Source organism: Acinetobacter sp. YH12041, assembly GCF_013419975.1.
Taxonomy (GTDB): domain Bacteria; phylum Pseudomonadota; class Gammaproteobacteria; order Pseudomonadales; family Moraxellaceae; genus Acinetobacter.
Genome location: NZ_VOZC01000010.1, coordinates 1 through 15,039 on the forward strand (window position 1 = coordinate 1; position 15,039 = coordinate 15,039).

The window sequence follows — 15,039 nt, forward strand, 5'->3', positions numbered from 1 at the left end:
GGATTAACAGTCCGTCGCTCTACCGACTGAGCTATGGGAGAATAGATTGGCTCTCCAACCTGGGCTCGAACCAGGGACCTGCGGATTAACAGTCCGTCGCTCTACCGACTGAGCTATTGGAGAATCTGCAAGCGATTATAGAGAGATTTAAAAAGGGGTCAAGGCACTTTTATAAAAAAGCTAAAAAAACTGAATCAAGTGTTTTAAAAATAATCAAAAATGATTGTAGTTCAAAATGTTATGTTTATGTAAACCCAGATTAAGGGTAGAGGGGTTGCGTGATTATTCGCTGCCATGGTTGAGAGTCGCTAAAATTATAAACAAGACTCATATAGATATTTAATCCCAAAAAGATAGACATAAAAAAACCCACTTCGCAATGAGTGGGTTCTTTCGGAATCTTGGCTCTCCCACCTGGGCTCGAACCAGGGACCTGCGGATTAACAGTCCGTCGCTCTACCGACTGAGCTATGGGAGAATAGATTGGCTCTCCAACCTGGGCTCGAACCAGGGACCTGCGGATTAACAGTCCGTCGCTCTACCGACTGAGCTATTGGAGAATCTGATGCGCATTTTAGGCAGGAAAACAAAGACCGTCAATCAATTCCTGTAAAGAAATGAATCATTTGCTTTTTTAATATGCACCTCAGGCCTAAAAATAAAAAAATCACCCATAAAGGGTGATTTTTTAAGCTGGAAATAAAAATTATTTCTCAACACCAGCAGGTTGACCTGCATATTTCGCGTTTGCGTAGTCCCAGTTCACCAGGCTTTCTAGGAAAGTAGAGATGTATTTAGGACGAGCGTTACGGTAATCGATGTAGTAAGCGTGTTCCCAAACGTCGATTGTCAACACAGCAATTTTACCGTGCGCCATTGGAGTGTCAGCATTTGAAGTTTTAAGGATAGACAGGTTACCGTTTACTTCATCAGCAACTAACCAAGCCCAACCTGAACCGAACTGAGTTGCAGCAGCAGTTGCGAACTCTTCAGCGAATTTTTCGTAAGAACCGAAAGCTTCGTCAATTTTTGCAGCCAAAGCGCCAGTTGCTTTACCGCCACCGTTTTTAGTCAAGCAGTTCCAGTAGAATGTGTGGTTCCATACTTGCGCAGCGTTGTTAAATACACCTGCTTTAGATGAATCACCAGCAGTTGCTTTGATGATTTCTTCTAGAGTTTTGCCTTCAAGCTCAGTACCAGCGATCAGGTTGTTCAGGTTAACCACATAAGTGTTGTGGTGTTTGTCGTGGTGGTATTCTAAAGTTTCTTTGCTGATGTGTGGAGCAAGAGCGTCGTAGTCGTATGGTAATGGTGGTAAAGTAATGGTTGTCATGTTTTCAATTCCTTGCATTTTGCTGGGTTTTGACAATAAGTGGCGTTATTGTAATAGATTCTTAGGCAAAAATGGGCACTGTGTATAAATAACAATACAGAATAAAGCCTGAAAATTTAAAGATAAAGCCACTCATCTACTTGCCAATCGAAATTAAATCGGATTGTTTAATTCGAAATAACTATACTCAATATTAAATTGTTCTGAAATAGCTTTAGCCAGACGTTGTACACCATATTTTTCAGTGGCGTGGTGGCCGCAGGCATAATAATGCACATCCAGTTCCTGAGCATCATAAAAAGTACGTTCACTGACTTCGCCAGAAATATAAGCATCACAGTCTTGTGCTGCCGCTTTATGAATATAATCCTGTGCACCACCGGTACAGAAACCAACTTTTTGAATCAGGTTTTTTTCGGCAGGTAAATGCAACGCATCATAGCCAAGTCTTTCTGATACATAGGCCTTGAATCCTTCTGGCGTCATGGCCTGTTTTAAATAACCAATATTCCCAATTGGACGGCGCTCACTCGGATCAAGCTGTTCCAGGTTTTCCAGTTCCAGCAGGTCTGCAATCGCAGCATTATTTCCCAGAGTTGGATGGCTGTCTAAAGGCAGGTGATAGCCAACAAGCGAAATATCATTTTGGATCAGGCTTTTAATCCGTTTACCACGCATCCCGGTAATCGGGTAGGCTTCACCTTTCCAGAAATAACCATGATGTACCAGTAACAAATCAGCACCTTGTTCAATCGCAGCTTCGATCGCAGTTTGGGAGGCAGTAACCGCACATAAAATTTTATTGACTTCAGCGCGGCCTTCGATCTGTAAGCCATTCGGTGCATAGTCCTTAAATTCGGAAGATGCCAAAGTCTGATCGCACCAGCGGATAATATCGTTTAAATTCGCCATAAAATTCCTGTCAGTTGATGAACTTGCCAATTCTTATCTATATGTCCAATTGTAACTAAAGCAGCACAAATCTCTGTGGATTTTTTTGTGTTTAGTTATGTATTTGGCATTACAATAGGATACAAATTACTTAGTCATCAACGAATTAAAATATTTTAGAGGATAGCAAAGTGCGCCGCACCTTTACATGGTTACCTTGGGTGTTACTGATTTTAGTCATTATCGGTTTTTTGGGGTGGCAGCAGCTGCAGAAACCTAAATCACCGATTGCGCCGGATGGCGTAAAAATGCCTGCTGAAAAAGTAGAACCGTTGATTGATACTTCGCGTTCTGGAGGGGTTGTCTCCTATAGTGCTGCCGTGAAAGTCGCAGCACCTGCGGTGGTGAATATCTTTACCACACAAAAAGTAAAACAGCAGGCGCACCCTTTATTGACAGATCCAGTCTTCCGTGAATTTTTCGGTGATCAGTTACCAGACCAGTTTGGTCAAAGTCCAAATGAAAACAGTTTGGGTTCAGGGGTAATTGTACGTCCTGATGGTTATATCCTGACCAATAACCACGTGATTGCACAGGCAGACCAGATTGTAGTGGCCTTGCATGATGGACGCCGTGCTGAAGCCAAGGTCGTGGGTACAGACCCGGATACGGATTTGGCTGTAATCAAAATCGAACTTGAACAATTACCAGTTCTGCCATTCAAGCTGAGTGGCAATGAAGTCGGTGATGTTGTTCTGGCAATTGGTAACCCGTTTGGTGTCGGTCAAACTGTGACTCAGGGGATTATTTCTGCAACAGGCCGTTCTGATCTGGGCATCAATACCTATGAAGACTTTATTCAGACAGATGCTGCGATTAACCCGGGCAACTCGGGTGGTGCATTGATTGATGTCGCCGGTAACCTGATTGGGGTCAATACAGCAATCTTCTCCCAAACAGGTGGCTCACTGGGGATTGGTTTTGCGATTCCAGCTAAAATCTGTCAACAGGTCATGAATGCAATCCTGAAAGATGGCCGTGTCGTTCGTGGCTGGCTGGGTATCAGTCTGTTGCCGACAGAACGTAATGATGTATTGCAACCTAAAGAATCAGGTGTAGTGGTCGCTGAAGTGCTGGAAAATGGACCTGCAGCAAAAGCTGGCATTCAGCGTGGTGATAAAATCATTAAGGTGAATAATGAAGTGATTACTTCTGCCTCACATCTGATTAATTTTGTCGCTTTACAGGCCCCAAACAGTACTGTTCAGATTGAAGTAGAACGCGCTGGAAAAACTATGACACTGGATGTGGTGATTAGTGAACGTAAAACGCAAAGCAGTTCTTCACAATATATTCCTTTACCAGGTCAGTAATTTTTTCTTCAGGAAAATCCCTCCATGTGAGGGATTTTTTATGCACGATTTATTTAATTAGATACAAAACAAAAATATTTTATGTGAATTAAATCATTTAACTTCATTGAATAAAAATCAAAAAGAGTGAAGAACAATGAGTTTTATGACTGCAGATCAGGCCAAAATTTTATCGAACGTGGCTAATTTAAATATTGAAATGTACAAGCCTCGCTTGGCTCAACTGATTGAAGATAATGCCCGACTGGGCAATACCGCTGTGCTAACGGTATTTCCCAAACATTTGCCCTTGGAAGAAATTCGTGGTCTTTCGGCGGAATTGACTGAGCTTGGTTATAACGTACGCTTTGAGGTGCAGGAATTTTATTATAGCTTTAATGTCTACTGGCTATAATTTTATCAATTGTTCAAAAAAAATCCTGTTCAGGCATATATTTTGCTGCATTTACCTCATAACGAAACTATGAGAAATTTATGTCTTTATTTATTCATCCTGCAGCACAGGCAGATGCACCTTATGTGGTGCTTTCATCCGGACTGGGCGGGCATGCCAGTTTCTGGAATCCTCAAATTAGAGTTTTACAGCAGCATTTTCATGTAGTCACTTATGATCAGGAAGGCTGTCATTCAGATTCTGAACTCTTGCCCATGTCTTATTCGATCGACCATATGGCCTGCCAGATTCTGGATTTATTGATCAATGATGGTATTCGAGAGTTTCATTTTATCGGGCATGCATTGGGCGGACATATCGGCATGCAACTGGCGACCTATCAAACTGAAAGAAAGTTTAAGCTGCTCAGTCTGACCATGTTAAATGCCTGGGGAGAGCTTGATGCCCATACGCAGAAATGTTTCGAGGCACGGACTTCGTTATTGGTGAATAGCGGAGCAGAGGCATATGTGAGAGCACAGGCTTTATTTCTTTATCCGCCGCAGTGGATCTCAACCCATATTGATCAGTTAACCGAAGCAGAAAATAAGCAGTTATTAGACTTTCCACCGATCCAAAATGTTCTGGCGCGTCTACAAGCCGTGCAGGCTTTTAAACTAAACGAAGAGCATCAGCAAGTATTAAAAGATGTTCCAATCCATCTGATTGCCAATCAGGATGATTTTCTGGTGCCTTATCAACGGTCACAGCAATTACAACAATGCCTGCCGCATAGTTACCTCAGTTTGCTTGATACAGGTGCACATGCATCTACCGTGACCGAAACGGATCAGGTCAATCAGCTGATCCTTTCCTTCCTGATTTCCCCTTAGTTTGAAGATTTTTTAAAAGCCAGACCTCCTGTCTGGTTTTTTATTTTTCTAATCAATTATTTTTGTAGCATCAGCATGGTTTTTACTTCGAATTGATGCATGAACTGCAAATGCACAAATTGCTACGAGTGCACTTGAATGAAACAGTATGTGCAAAATTGACTCATAGGTAAAAATAGATATTTTACTAAAAATTCAAAAAATAAAATATTAAGTGTATGATATTTATAAATTAAATATAGTTGGCACACGCTTTGCAATGTTTATCTTGTAAATAAAATTCCCGAAGTGGAATCAGAATTTTGAATAAGTGTTAAAAATAATGAGGTGTGAAAATGAAAATAGGTGTCTTCTGTCCAATCGGAAATAATGGCTGGTTACTCTCTGAAAATGCACCGCAGTACATGCCGACTTTTGAGTTAAACAAACAAATCGTACAGCGCGCTGAGCACTATGGTTTCGATTTCGCACTTTCCATGATCAAGCTGCGTGGCTTTGGCGGCAAGACTGAATTCTGGGAACATAACCTGGAAACGTTTACCCTGATGGCAGGTCTTGCGGCTGTCACCAGCAAAATTAAAATTTTCGCAACTGCCGCAACTCTGGTGATGCCACCTGCAATTGTCGCGCGCATGGCATCAACCATTGATTCGATTTCAAATGGCCGTTTTGGTCTGAATGTCGTAACTGGCTGGCAGCCACCTGAATATACCCAAATGGGTATGTGGCCAAGTAATGACTATTTTGGCAAACGCTATGAATATCTGTCTGAATATGTACAAATTCTGCGTGAACTTTGGGCGACTGGTAAATCAGACTTTAAAGGCGAACATTTCCAGATGGAAGATTGCCGTGTTAGCCCACGTCCACAAGCCGACATGAAGATTATCTGTGCAGGTCAATCTGATGCAGGTTTAGAGTTTTCTGCACAATATGCTGACTATAACTTCGTGTTTGGTAAAGGCCTGAATACTCCAACAGCTTATGCAGAAATTAATGACCGCCTCAAAGAAAAAACAGATGTGACTGGCCGTGATGTACAGACTTATGTGCTGTTTATGGTGATTGCTGCAGAAACTGATGAAGAAGCGCAAGCCAAATGGCAGCACTATAACGATGGTGCTGATATGGAAGCGATTAACTGGCTGATGAATCAAGGCGGTAAAGATACCACTTCCGGTGCAGACACCAATATCCGTCAAATGGCTTCTAGCGTATCTCCAGTCAACATCAATATGGGTACGCTGGTGGGTTCTTATGAAAATGTGGCACGAATGTTGGATGAAATTGGTGAGATCAAAGGTACGGAAGGCGTACTACTAACTTTTGATGATTTTATTCAAGGGGTTGAAGACTTTGGTCAAAAAATCCAGCCGCTAATGAAATGCCGTGATCATATTGTCATTGAAGATGAAGCGCCAGTTTTGGAGAAAAGCGCATGAGTGAATCAGTCGTAACAGCCGGTTTTACGGAAAAACTCGGCACAGGAAAAACGCTTAAAGCGGAACCCGAAGCGATTTGTCTTGCACCAGAACAGACAGCCTTGATTGTGATTGATATGCAAAATGCCTATACCTCTCAGGGTGGCTATCTGGATCTGGCGGGCTTTGATGTCTCGAAAACCAAGCCCGTGGTTGAAAATATTAAAAAGGCCGTTGATGCCGCACATGCAGCCGGTATTCAGGTGATTTATTTCAAAAATGGCTGGGATGCAGAATATAAGGAAGCGGGTGGTAAGGACTCTCCAAATTTCCATAAATCCAATGCCTTAAAGACCATGCGTAAACGTCCTGAATTACAGGGGCAATTGTTAGCAAAAGGTGGCTGGGATTTTGAGCTGATTGATGAGTTAAAGCCACTGCCACAAGACCTGGTGATCGAAAAGCCACGTTATAGCGGTTTCTTTAATACCGCGCTGGACAGCATGTTACGTGTAAGAGGAATTCGCAATCTGGTCTTTGTCGGGATTGCCACCAACGTTTGTGTGGAGTCGACGCTACGTGATGGCTTCTTCTTGGAGTACTTCGGTGTCGCACTTGCTAATGCCTGCCATCAGGCCGGTCCAGTCGAAGCGCATGAAGTCAGTCTGTATAACATCAAGACTTTCTTTGGCTGGGTATCAGATACCAAAAATTTTGTAGAGACCTTTCAAAAAGAAAGTGAGTCACTAAAAGAAACTAAATTAGCTGTAAGCGCATAAAGAATTAAAGAACAGAATTAAGGAAAAAATAGTATGCCTAAAGAAATCATTATTCCAGCAGGAACATCGAAACCATTAGCACCGTATGTACCGGCAACCAAGGCAGACAATATCGTGTATGTATCCGGTACATTAGCTTTTGATGAAAATAATAATGTGGTGCATGTCGGTGATGCCGCAGCACAGACCCGTCATATTCTGGAAACTATCAAGCGTGTGATTGAAGAAGCAGGCGGCAGTATGGATGACGTGACCTTTAACCATGTCTTTGTCAAAGACTGGGCAGATTATGCTGCGATTAATGCAGTTTATGCAGAGTATTTCCCGGGAGATAAGCCGGCACGGTATTGCGTACAGACAGGTTTGGTCAAACCTGATGCGCTGGTCGAAATTGCTTCGATTGCCCATGTATAAGCCGATCCACCTGATTCAATCTCATTACTAGATGCCCCAGGTCTGAAACTGAATATTGACTTGGGGGCGGGAGAACAGCATGAATGCCAAACTATCTAAAATCATCACAGAAACAGTTGCAGAAAATAACGCATTAAATAAGGTTTTGGCGACTAACGCATCAGATGACATCTTTACCCAAGTTGATCAGCAGATTTTCCGTCAAGGCATGTCCAATCTCGGGGCTGCAGTCAATGTCATTACCACGCAAGGTGAGGCAGGACAGGCAGGATTTACTGCCTCAGCCGTATGTAGCGTGACGGATACACCACCAACGTTGCTGGTGTGTCTGAACCGTTCTGCTTCAGTTTATGAAACCTTTAAAAAGAATCAGGTGTTGTGTGTGAATACCCTGGCATCACATCAACAACATCTTTCCAATCTGTTTGGTGGAAAAACACCAATGGCAGAGCGTTTCAGTCAGGGGAACTGGAAAACTTTGGTGACCCAGTCACCTGTACTTGAGGATGCCTTAGTCAGTTTTGACTGCGAGGTGGTCCAATGTTTATCCGTAGGCAGTCATGACGTGCTGTTCTGTGAGGTGAAAGCGATGTGCCAGAGTCAAGGCAATGCGCTGATGTACTTCAACCGTTCTTACTGTGAGCCACACAAAATGTGCTAATTCAATTCAATCCTAATCAAGGAGGGGAAGCCGATGCAAGAAAAAGAAACGTGGTTTCCAAAATTTAAGCCTTACCAAGGCAATCTCGATACCACACCCGTGCAAACAGATGAATATCTGCCTGCTGGAAAAAGTATTATTCTCGGGTTGCAGCATGTGTTTGCCATGTTTGGCGCAACCGTGCTGGCACCCTTATTAATGGGGTTTGATCCCAATCTCACGATTTTCATTACCGGGATTGGGACCATTTTATTTTTCCTGATCACGGGCGGTCGATTGCCTAGTTATCTGGGATCAAGCTTTGCCTTTATTGGTGCGGTCGTCGCAGTGACGGGTTATTCAGGGGTTGGAGCCAATCCAAATATAGGATTAGCCCTTGGCGGTACGATTGCTTGCGGTATTGTCTATGCCTTGATTGGTCTGCTGGTCATGAAAACCGGTACCAACTGGATTGAAAAACTGATGCCGCCAGTAGTGACAGGCGTGATTGTGATGATCATTGGTTTGAACCTGGCGCCAGTCGCAATTAAGAGTGTTTCAGCGAACCAGTTTGATTCGTGGATGGCATTAATCACCATTATCTGTATCAGTGTGATTGCAGTATTTACCCGAGGAATGGTACGCCGTCTGTTATTGTTGTTGGGCTTATTATCTTCCTACCTGATTTACTTTCTTTTCACCAACGTGATGGGCTTCGGACCCGCGATTGATTTTACCAAGGTCAGTGAAGCCGCATGGTTTGGTTTGCCGAATTTCCAGAGCCCGGTCTTTGAAATGAATGCCATGCTGATGATTGCACCAGTGGCAATTATCTTGGTTGCAGAAAATCTGGGACACTTTAAGGCAGTCTCTGCGATGACCGGTAAAAACCTGTCTCCATATATGGGTCGTGGTTTCTTTGCTGATGGGGTGTGTACTTCATTGTCAGCTTCTGTCGGTGGTACAGGCATGACCACTTATGCCGAAAATATCGGTGTAATGGCAGTCACCAGAGTTTATGCAACCACTGTATTTGTCTTTGCTGGTATCTTCGCAATTTTACTCGGACTTTCGCCTAAATTTGGCGCAGTGATCAGTACCATTCCAGTGGCTTTATTGGGTGGTGCATCGATTGTCGTATTTGGTCTGATTACGGTGGCTGGTGCGAAAATTTGGGTAGATAACCGTGTTGATTTCACCAAGAACAGTACGCTGATTATTGGTGCCGTGTGTCTGATCATGGGTACAGGGAACTATAGCTTGCAGATCGGTGGTTTTGATCTGGGTGGTATTGGTACCGCAACCTTAGCCGCAATTCTATTGAATCTATTCCTGAACCGTGGTGAAGATAAAGAATTACCAGCATCTGAACCAGCTGAAACCGTAACTGAGGTCGAGGCTAAGCCAGTCGCTTAATATGAGGAGCATTTTTTGAGTCATACAATTGCATTTTTAGGACTCGGGGCAATGGGCTGGCATATGGCCTCCCATTTGCCAAAACTCGGACATCAGGTTTGGGTCTGGAACCGGACTGAACAGAAAGCTGTAGCGCATGCTGAAACTTTTGCAACGCAGGCAGTGAGTATTGAGCAGGCGGTTCAGGCAGATTTTATCTTTTCCTGTTTACCGACCAGTCAGGATGTGGAAGCATTAATTGCAGCTCATCCACCCAAACAAGGTGCAATCTGGATTGACTGTACCAGTGGTGTACCGGAATCAGCACAGAAACTGGCGAAGCTCTTGGAGCAACAAAGCAGTTTTTATCTGGATGCACCGGTTTCTGGCCAAACCATTGGAGCGGAACGCGGTACTTTAACTGTGATGGTCGGAGGCAATGAACAAGCCTTTGAACAAGTCAAGCCGATCATTGATGCCTTTGCAGGTTTGATTGAGTATGTGGGAGAAAGCGGTTCTGGTTTTGCGGTGAAAGCCGTGAATAATACCTTAATGGCGACTCACTTATGGGCATTGGCTGAAGGGCTGACTGTGCTGAAAGGGCAGGGCGTTGATTTAAGCAGTGCATTAAACTGTATTAATCATTCTAGCGGTAAAAGCAGCATGTCGGAAAATATCATGGCACAGCGTGTACTGAGCCGTGAGTTTCACAAGACCTTTGCGCTGGATTTATTGCAGAAAGATATTGGTATTGCCTTGGAACTGGTGCAGCAACAGCAACTGGATTTAACGGTGATGTCTTTGGTTCAGCAGGAGTTTCAGCAGATTTCCAAGCCACAGGCCAGCCAGCTGGATTTCTCCGCTGCGGTGCAAGGCTTGGAGCAACGTACTCAAATTGAATTAAGAGGATAATCTTTTCAAACAATATTAAAGACAGTCTTAAAGACGTTATAGCTATAGATATATCATTTTAAAATTTAAAAAGCCGGGAATTTTAATTCCCGGCTTTATTTATTCATTAAGCAGCTCAATAGCCTAAGTAAATCTTAATTCTGCTGATTTGCCTGATATTCCTGAATCACTTCAAGCGCTGCACGGAAGGCTTCCTGAGTAGCAGGGGCACCGCAGTAAGGCAGGCTATGCAGTAGCACTTCCTGAATTTCTTCAACTGTTGCACCATTATTCAAAGCGCCACGAACATGGCCTTTCAATTCAGTTGGGCTTTTTTGCGCGGTAAGAAAAGCAATGGTAATTAAAGAACGGTATTTACGTGGTAAAATCCCTTCACGTTGCCAGGTTGAGCCCCAGGCATGTTCATTAATCCAGTCCTGCAAAGGCTGAGTAAAAGGAACCGTATTGTCCTGAGCACGTTTTACAAAACTTGCACCCATCACTTCAGTACGGACTTTCAAGCCATTTTCATAATCTTGTTGTGACATCATTGACCCTCAATTTTATTATGGGTCTAGCTTAACGTTTAATATCTTAAATACCATCGTGCAATAGTCGTAAAAAAGTGGCTGAATAGCCACTTGTGATATTCCAAAGTGAAATCAGGAAATAACCTCACTTTGGAAAGCAAGATCCGATTTAGATAAAAGTTCTATCTAAGGACTGGTTGAATGTGAAGGTGCACTTTGAACTGAAGTATCGGTACCTGTTGCATCTGCTTTCGAAATATGAGGATTTTCAAGTTCCAATACTTCCTGTAAATGCAAATCGAAGACATCAGTCAACATGCTGTCGTAGCGACGCGCATTATAGTCCAGCAACTTATTGGCTTCTTCCTCATTAATAAAGCCTTGTTCATGAGCATCAGCCACATGATCAGCAAAACTGAGTCCTTTAAATTGACCTTTGTTTTCGGCTTTCTTAAAGCGATCCCAAAGCTGCTCAATCTCCAATAACATGGTGAAGGTTGATTCCATGCGGCCATTCACATCATCTTCTGCTGTACTATAGAAAACATGCTTTTTCAGTACTTTCCGGAAAGCGTTATCTTCCATCATGACATTTGCGACTTCCTGTTTAAGTCGGTCAGATGGCTTCGCGACAGGTCGGCCAAATGGGAAACAGATAAGTTTGACCATGCCAGCAGCAACACCCACCGGGAAATTTGCAAACAGGTCATAAAACGCTTCCTGAGCCGTATATAAAGATTTCTCAATTGCCAATTGTGCATGCAGACGTTCAGCTTCAGTTTTTTTGCTATGTTCAAAGAATTTCAGGATTGCCGTCGCAATAAACAGATGGGCATGAATATCAGCCAGACGGCCAGAAAGCATTTCCTTGCGTTTAATATCACCGGCAAGTAAACCCAGACACATATCTGCAGTCAGGGCAAAGTTGGCACTGAGCCGGTTAATAATCTTGTAATAAGGACGGGTAAAATCAACTGCACTTTGTGGCGCAGCACTTGAACCACCGCTAAAAGCATAGGCAAAAGAGCGGGCAGTCCGGTTAAAGGTATAACCCAGATGCTTAAATAACATAATATCGAATGGATTCAGAGCGGCTTTTGGGTCTTCAGCTTGCAGAAGCTGTAATTCTTCATACAAATAAGGATGGCAACGCATCGAGCCTTGACCAAAGATCATCAATGAACGGCTGAGAATATTGGCGCCTTCGACTGTAATCGATACTGGAATGGCCTGATAGTTGAGAGCCAGGAAGTTACGAGGCCCCATTTGAATCGCACGGCCACCCACGACATCCATACCGTGATTGACAATTTTACGCATGGTCTCAGTGGCATAGTATTTAGCAATTGCCGTCATGACTGCCGGTTTACCACCTTGGTTCAGACCACAAGTCACTAAATAACGGAAAGCTTCCAGCATATAGGCATCACTGGCAATTTCGCTATTGGCTTCCTGTACGCCTTCAAATTTACCCACTGAAATCTTGAATTGCTGACGGATTCGCGAGAACGCACTGACATTCAGATAAGTCATTTCAGCACTGGAGGTAGACAAAGCCGGTAGGGAGATACCACGACCAACCGCTAGACATTCCATCAGCATACGCCAGCCTTTACCGGCATTTTTCACGCCACCAATGATCCAGTCTAAAGGAATAAATACATCCTTACCTTCAACAGTACCATTCATAAAAGGGGAGCCAGGATTATGACGTGGACCGACTTTTACCCCTTCATGATTGGCCGGTAGCAAGGCACAAGTAATCCCATAATCCGTTTTATCACCGAGTAGATGGTCAGGATCATACATTTTAAAAGCTAAACCGACGACAGTGGCAATCGGTGCCAAGGTAATCCAGCGTTTGGAGAAATTCATTCTCAATCCCAAGACTTCCTGACCTTCAAACTGTCCATAGCAGACCACACCGGTATCTGGAATCGCACCGGCATCTGAACCGGCTTCAGGACTGGTCAGACCAAAACATGGGATTTCTTCACCTTTGGCCAGACCGGGTAAATAACGATTTTTTTGCTCATCGGTACCATAATGTAGTAACAACTCACCCGGCCCAAGTGAGTTAGGCACCATACAGCTCACAGCAGCAGTGAGAGAGCGTGAAGAAATTTTGCTCATCACCCGGCTTTGAGCAAATGAACTAAAGGCACGACCGCCGTATTCTTTGGGAATAATTAGTCCCAAGAAACCATTATCTTTAATGTATTGCCAGATATGTTCAGGCAGCATTTTCTTCTCATGAATTTCCCATTCATCCAGCATGCTACACAGTGTTTCAACTTCGTTATCCAAGAATGCCTGTTCCTCAACGGAGAGTTTTGGATAGGGATAGCTATTAAAGGTTTCCCAGTTCGGCGCACCCATAAAGAGTTCTTTTTCCCACCAGCTGGTGCCGGAATCAAGAGCCTCACGTTCTGTCGGGCTAATGCTCGGCATGGCATCCGCTAAGGCCTTATAGGCTGGCCTGGAAATGAAAGACATGCGCAAAGGTTCAATCATGACGACCAGACTGATCAGAACCAGAGGAATACCCAGAATCAGTGACCAAGGACTGATAAAGGCACAAACCACTGACATGATAATCAGGGTAATTGCACCAGTGGTACGGGAGAGTTGAAAAAAGAAAATCGCCCATAAACTGGCAATGAGAAGAAGTACGGCGAAAATAAATAGCATTGTTATATTTCTCCAGGGTCATACAATTGTGATGCTGCCGATCTCCCTAAGGTGTCTTCATAAGACTTGATCAATTTTTTTACATCGCTTAAGCAACTGGCAAATTCATAATTGTTGTTGTGAGAACGATCGTTATTAAATATTTCAACGATATATTGAAGTGTTTTATCTGTTTTTGAGATTGTTTGAAAAATGCGCAGTCTTCAAGTGAGAACACGCAAAGAAATGTGAAGATAAGTAATAACTTAATCTCTAAGAGAGGGTAGGTGAAATAATTAAAAAGTGAACAAATATAAATTTAGTTAGGCATAAAAAAGCCCTCTACTTGAGAGGGCTTTGATCTAAGTCATTTTAAGCTTCAATTGCCTGTACAGCGATTTTCTTCGCTGGATCAACTTTACGGCGTACTTCTGGAACCGGTTCGCCGTAGTATTGACGATCCGCAAAGTAACTTGAACGTACCATCGGTGCTGACCAGATATTCTTAAAGCCAAGCTTACGGCCATGTTCTGCATAACGTTCGAATTCTTCTGGCGTTACAAAACGGTCGATTGGGGCATGCTGTTTAGATGGCTGTAGATACTGGCCAATCGTTACATAATCCACGTCATGCGCTTTCAGGTCGTCTAACAGAGCGAGAACTTCTTCTTCAGTTTCACCAATACCGACCATCAAACCACATTTGGTTGGTATTTCTGGACAATAATCTTTAAACATTTTCAACAGATTTAAAGAGTGCTGATAATCAGAACCTGGACGCATGGCTTTATACAGACGTGGCACAGTTTCAATGTTGTGGTTAAACACGTCTGGTGGACATTCAGTCATGATGCGTAAAGCGATGTCCATACGACCACGGAAATCAGGTACCAGAATTTCCAGCAAAGTCTTTGGACTTAATGCACGGGCTTCTTTAATACAGTCCACAAAATGCTGTGCACCGCCATCTAGCAGGTCGTCACGGTCAACTGAAGTGATGACTGCATATTTCAGACCCAGGTTGGCAATCGTTTCTGCCATATGACGCGGTTCATCCGGATCAAGTGCATTTGGACGACCATGTGCTACATCACAGAACGGACAGCGACGCGTGCAAATATCACCCATAATCATAAAGGTTGCTGTACCCCCACCAAAACATTCAGGCAGGTTCGGACAGGCAGCTTCTTCACATACGGTATGCAGTTTTTGCTGACGAAGTGTAGTTTTAATACGCTGAACTTCCTCGGGAGCGGCCATTTTCACGCGGATCCAGTCCGGTTTACGTGGCGTTTCAACCGTAGGAACAACTTTTACAGGAATACGGGCGACCTTTTCTGCGCCGCGAAGTTTGATACCCTGTTCAGGTTTACGGTTTTCAGACATATATAACTTTTCCACTGTTTTGAAGGAGGGAGATAAATCAAAGTTAACAC

At 43.5% G+C, this 15,039-nt stretch carries 14 protein-coding genes and 3 tRNA genes; 9 read left to right on the plus strand and 8 right to left on the minus strand.

Features of this window, described 5'->3' with window-relative positions; translation table 11 throughout:
- Positions 1-47 precede the first annotated feature (47 nt).
- The 5 genes from FTU00_RS09475 to FTU00_RS09495 all read right to left on the minus strand — a co-directional run bounded on the left by FTU00_RS09475 (position 48) and on the right by FTU00_RS09495 (position 2,245).
- Positions 48-123: transfer RNA gene (locus FTU00_RS09475), tRNA-Asn, on the minus strand.
- Positions 124-402: 279 nt separating this feature from the next.
- Positions 403-478 (minus strand) — tRNA-Asn (locus tag FTU00_RS09480).
- A gap of 6 nt (positions 479-484) precedes the next feature.
- Positions 485-560, minus strand: a tRNA-Asn gene (locus FTU00_RS09485).
- Positions 561-706: 146 nt separating this feature from the next.
- Positions 707-1,333, minus strand: coding sequence for a superoxide dismutase (locus FTU00_RS09490; protein WP_004782758.1), 627 nt, complete (start codon positions 1,331-1,333; stop codon positions 707-709).
- A 153-nt stretch (positions 1,334-1,486) separates the two neighbouring features.
- On the minus strand, positions 1,487-2,245 hold the full coding sequence (locus FTU00_RS09495; RefSeq protein ID WP_180179612.1) for a Nif3-like dinuclear metal center hexameric protein: 759 nt from the start codon (positions 2,243-2,245) through the stop codon (positions 1,487-1,489).
- 170 nt (positions 2,246-2,415) lie between these two features.
- Between FTU00_RS09495 and FTU00_RS09500 the strand changes: the two genes are divergently transcribed.
- The 9 genes from FTU00_RS09500 (at position 2,416) to FTU00_RS09540 (ending at position 10,424) form a co-directional block, all read left to right on the plus strand.
- A complete protein-coding gene (locus FTU00_RS09500; RefSeq protein WP_004782756.1) occupies positions 2,416-3,597 on the plus strand; it encodes a S1C family serine protease in 1,182 nt (393 codons plus the stop codon).
- A 136-nt stretch (positions 3,598-3,733) separates the two neighbouring features.
- The gene (locus tag FTU00_RS09505; protein ID WP_004782755.1) at positions 3,734-3,991 is read left to right on the plus strand and encodes a hypothetical protein; all 258 of its coding nucleotides are present in this window, start codon (positions 3,734-3,736) and stop codon (positions 3,989-3,991) included.
- 80 nt (positions 3,992-4,071) lie between these two features.
- Positions 4,072-4,863: a pyrimidine utilization protein D gene (gene rutD, locus FTU00_RS09510; protein WP_180179613.1), complete on the plus strand. Its 792-nt coding sequence runs from the start codon at positions 4,072-4,074 to the stop codon at positions 4,861-4,863.
- A 335-nt stretch (positions 4,864-5,198) separates the two neighbouring features.
- Positions 5,199-6,305: a pyrimidine utilization protein A gene (rutA, locus tag FTU00_RS09515; protein ID WP_180179614.1), complete on the plus strand. Its 1,107-nt coding sequence runs from the start codon at positions 5,199-5,201 to the stop codon at positions 6,303-6,305.
- Positions 6,302-7,063: a pyrimidine utilization protein B gene (gene rutB, locus FTU00_RS09520; RefSeq protein ID WP_180179615.1), complete on the plus strand. Its 762-nt coding sequence runs from the start codon at positions 6,302-6,304 to the stop codon at positions 7,061-7,063. The genes rutA and rutB overlap by 4 nt, the downstream gene beginning before the upstream one ends.
- Positions 7,064-7,096: 33 nt before the next feature.
- Positions 7,097-7,477, plus strand: coding sequence for a pyrimidine utilization protein C (gene rutC / locus FTU00_RS09525; RefSeq protein WP_004646493.1), 381 nt, complete (start codon positions 7,097-7,099; stop codon positions 7,475-7,477).
- Positions 7,478-7,622: 145 nt separating this feature from the next.
- On the plus strand, positions 7,623-8,138 hold the full coding sequence (rutF, locus tag FTU00_RS09530; protein WP_373683632.1) for an NADH-dependent FMN reductase RutF: 516 nt from the start codon (positions 7,623-7,625) through the stop codon (positions 8,136-8,138).
- Between the two features lie 33 nt (positions 8,139-8,171).
- Complete coding sequence (rutG, locus tag FTU00_RS09535; RefSeq protein WP_180179616.1) at positions 8,172-9,533, plus strand: pyrimidine utilization transport protein G; 1,362 nt, start codon at positions 8,172-8,174, stop codon at positions 9,531-9,533.
- A gap of 51 nt (positions 9,534-9,584) precedes the next feature.
- On the plus strand, positions 9,585-10,424 hold the full coding sequence (locus tag FTU00_RS09540) for an NAD(P)-dependent oxidoreductase (protein WP_373686187.1): 840 nt from the start codon (positions 9,585-9,587) through the stop codon (positions 10,422-10,424).
- A gap of 134 nt (positions 10,425-10,558) precedes the next feature.
- Here FTU00_RS09540 and FTU00_RS09545 read toward each other — a convergent pair whose 3' ends face one another.
- The 3 genes from FTU00_RS09545 to lipA all read right to left on the minus strand — a co-directional run bounded on the left by FTU00_RS09545 (position 10,559) and on the right by lipA (position 14,989).
- On the minus strand, positions 10,559-10,951 hold the full coding sequence (locus FTU00_RS09545) for a carboxymuconolactone decarboxylase family protein (protein WP_004782744.1): 393 nt from the start codon (positions 10,949-10,951) through the stop codon (positions 10,559-10,561).
- Between the two features lie 168 nt (positions 10,952-11,119).
- Complete coding sequence (locus FTU00_RS09550; protein WP_180179618.1) at positions 11,120-13,624, minus strand: acyl-CoA dehydrogenase; 2,505 nt, start codon at positions 13,622-13,624, stop codon at positions 11,120-11,122.
- Positions 13,625-13,975: 351 nt separating this feature from the next.
- Positions 13,976-14,989 carry a lipoyl synthase gene (gene lipA / locus FTU00_RS09555; RefSeq protein WP_004782741.1) on the minus strand — a complete coding sequence of 338 codons (1,014 nt, stop codon included), beginning with the start codon at positions 14,987-14,989 and terminating at the stop codon, positions 13,976-13,978.
- Positions 14,990-15,039 lie beyond the last annotated feature (50 nt).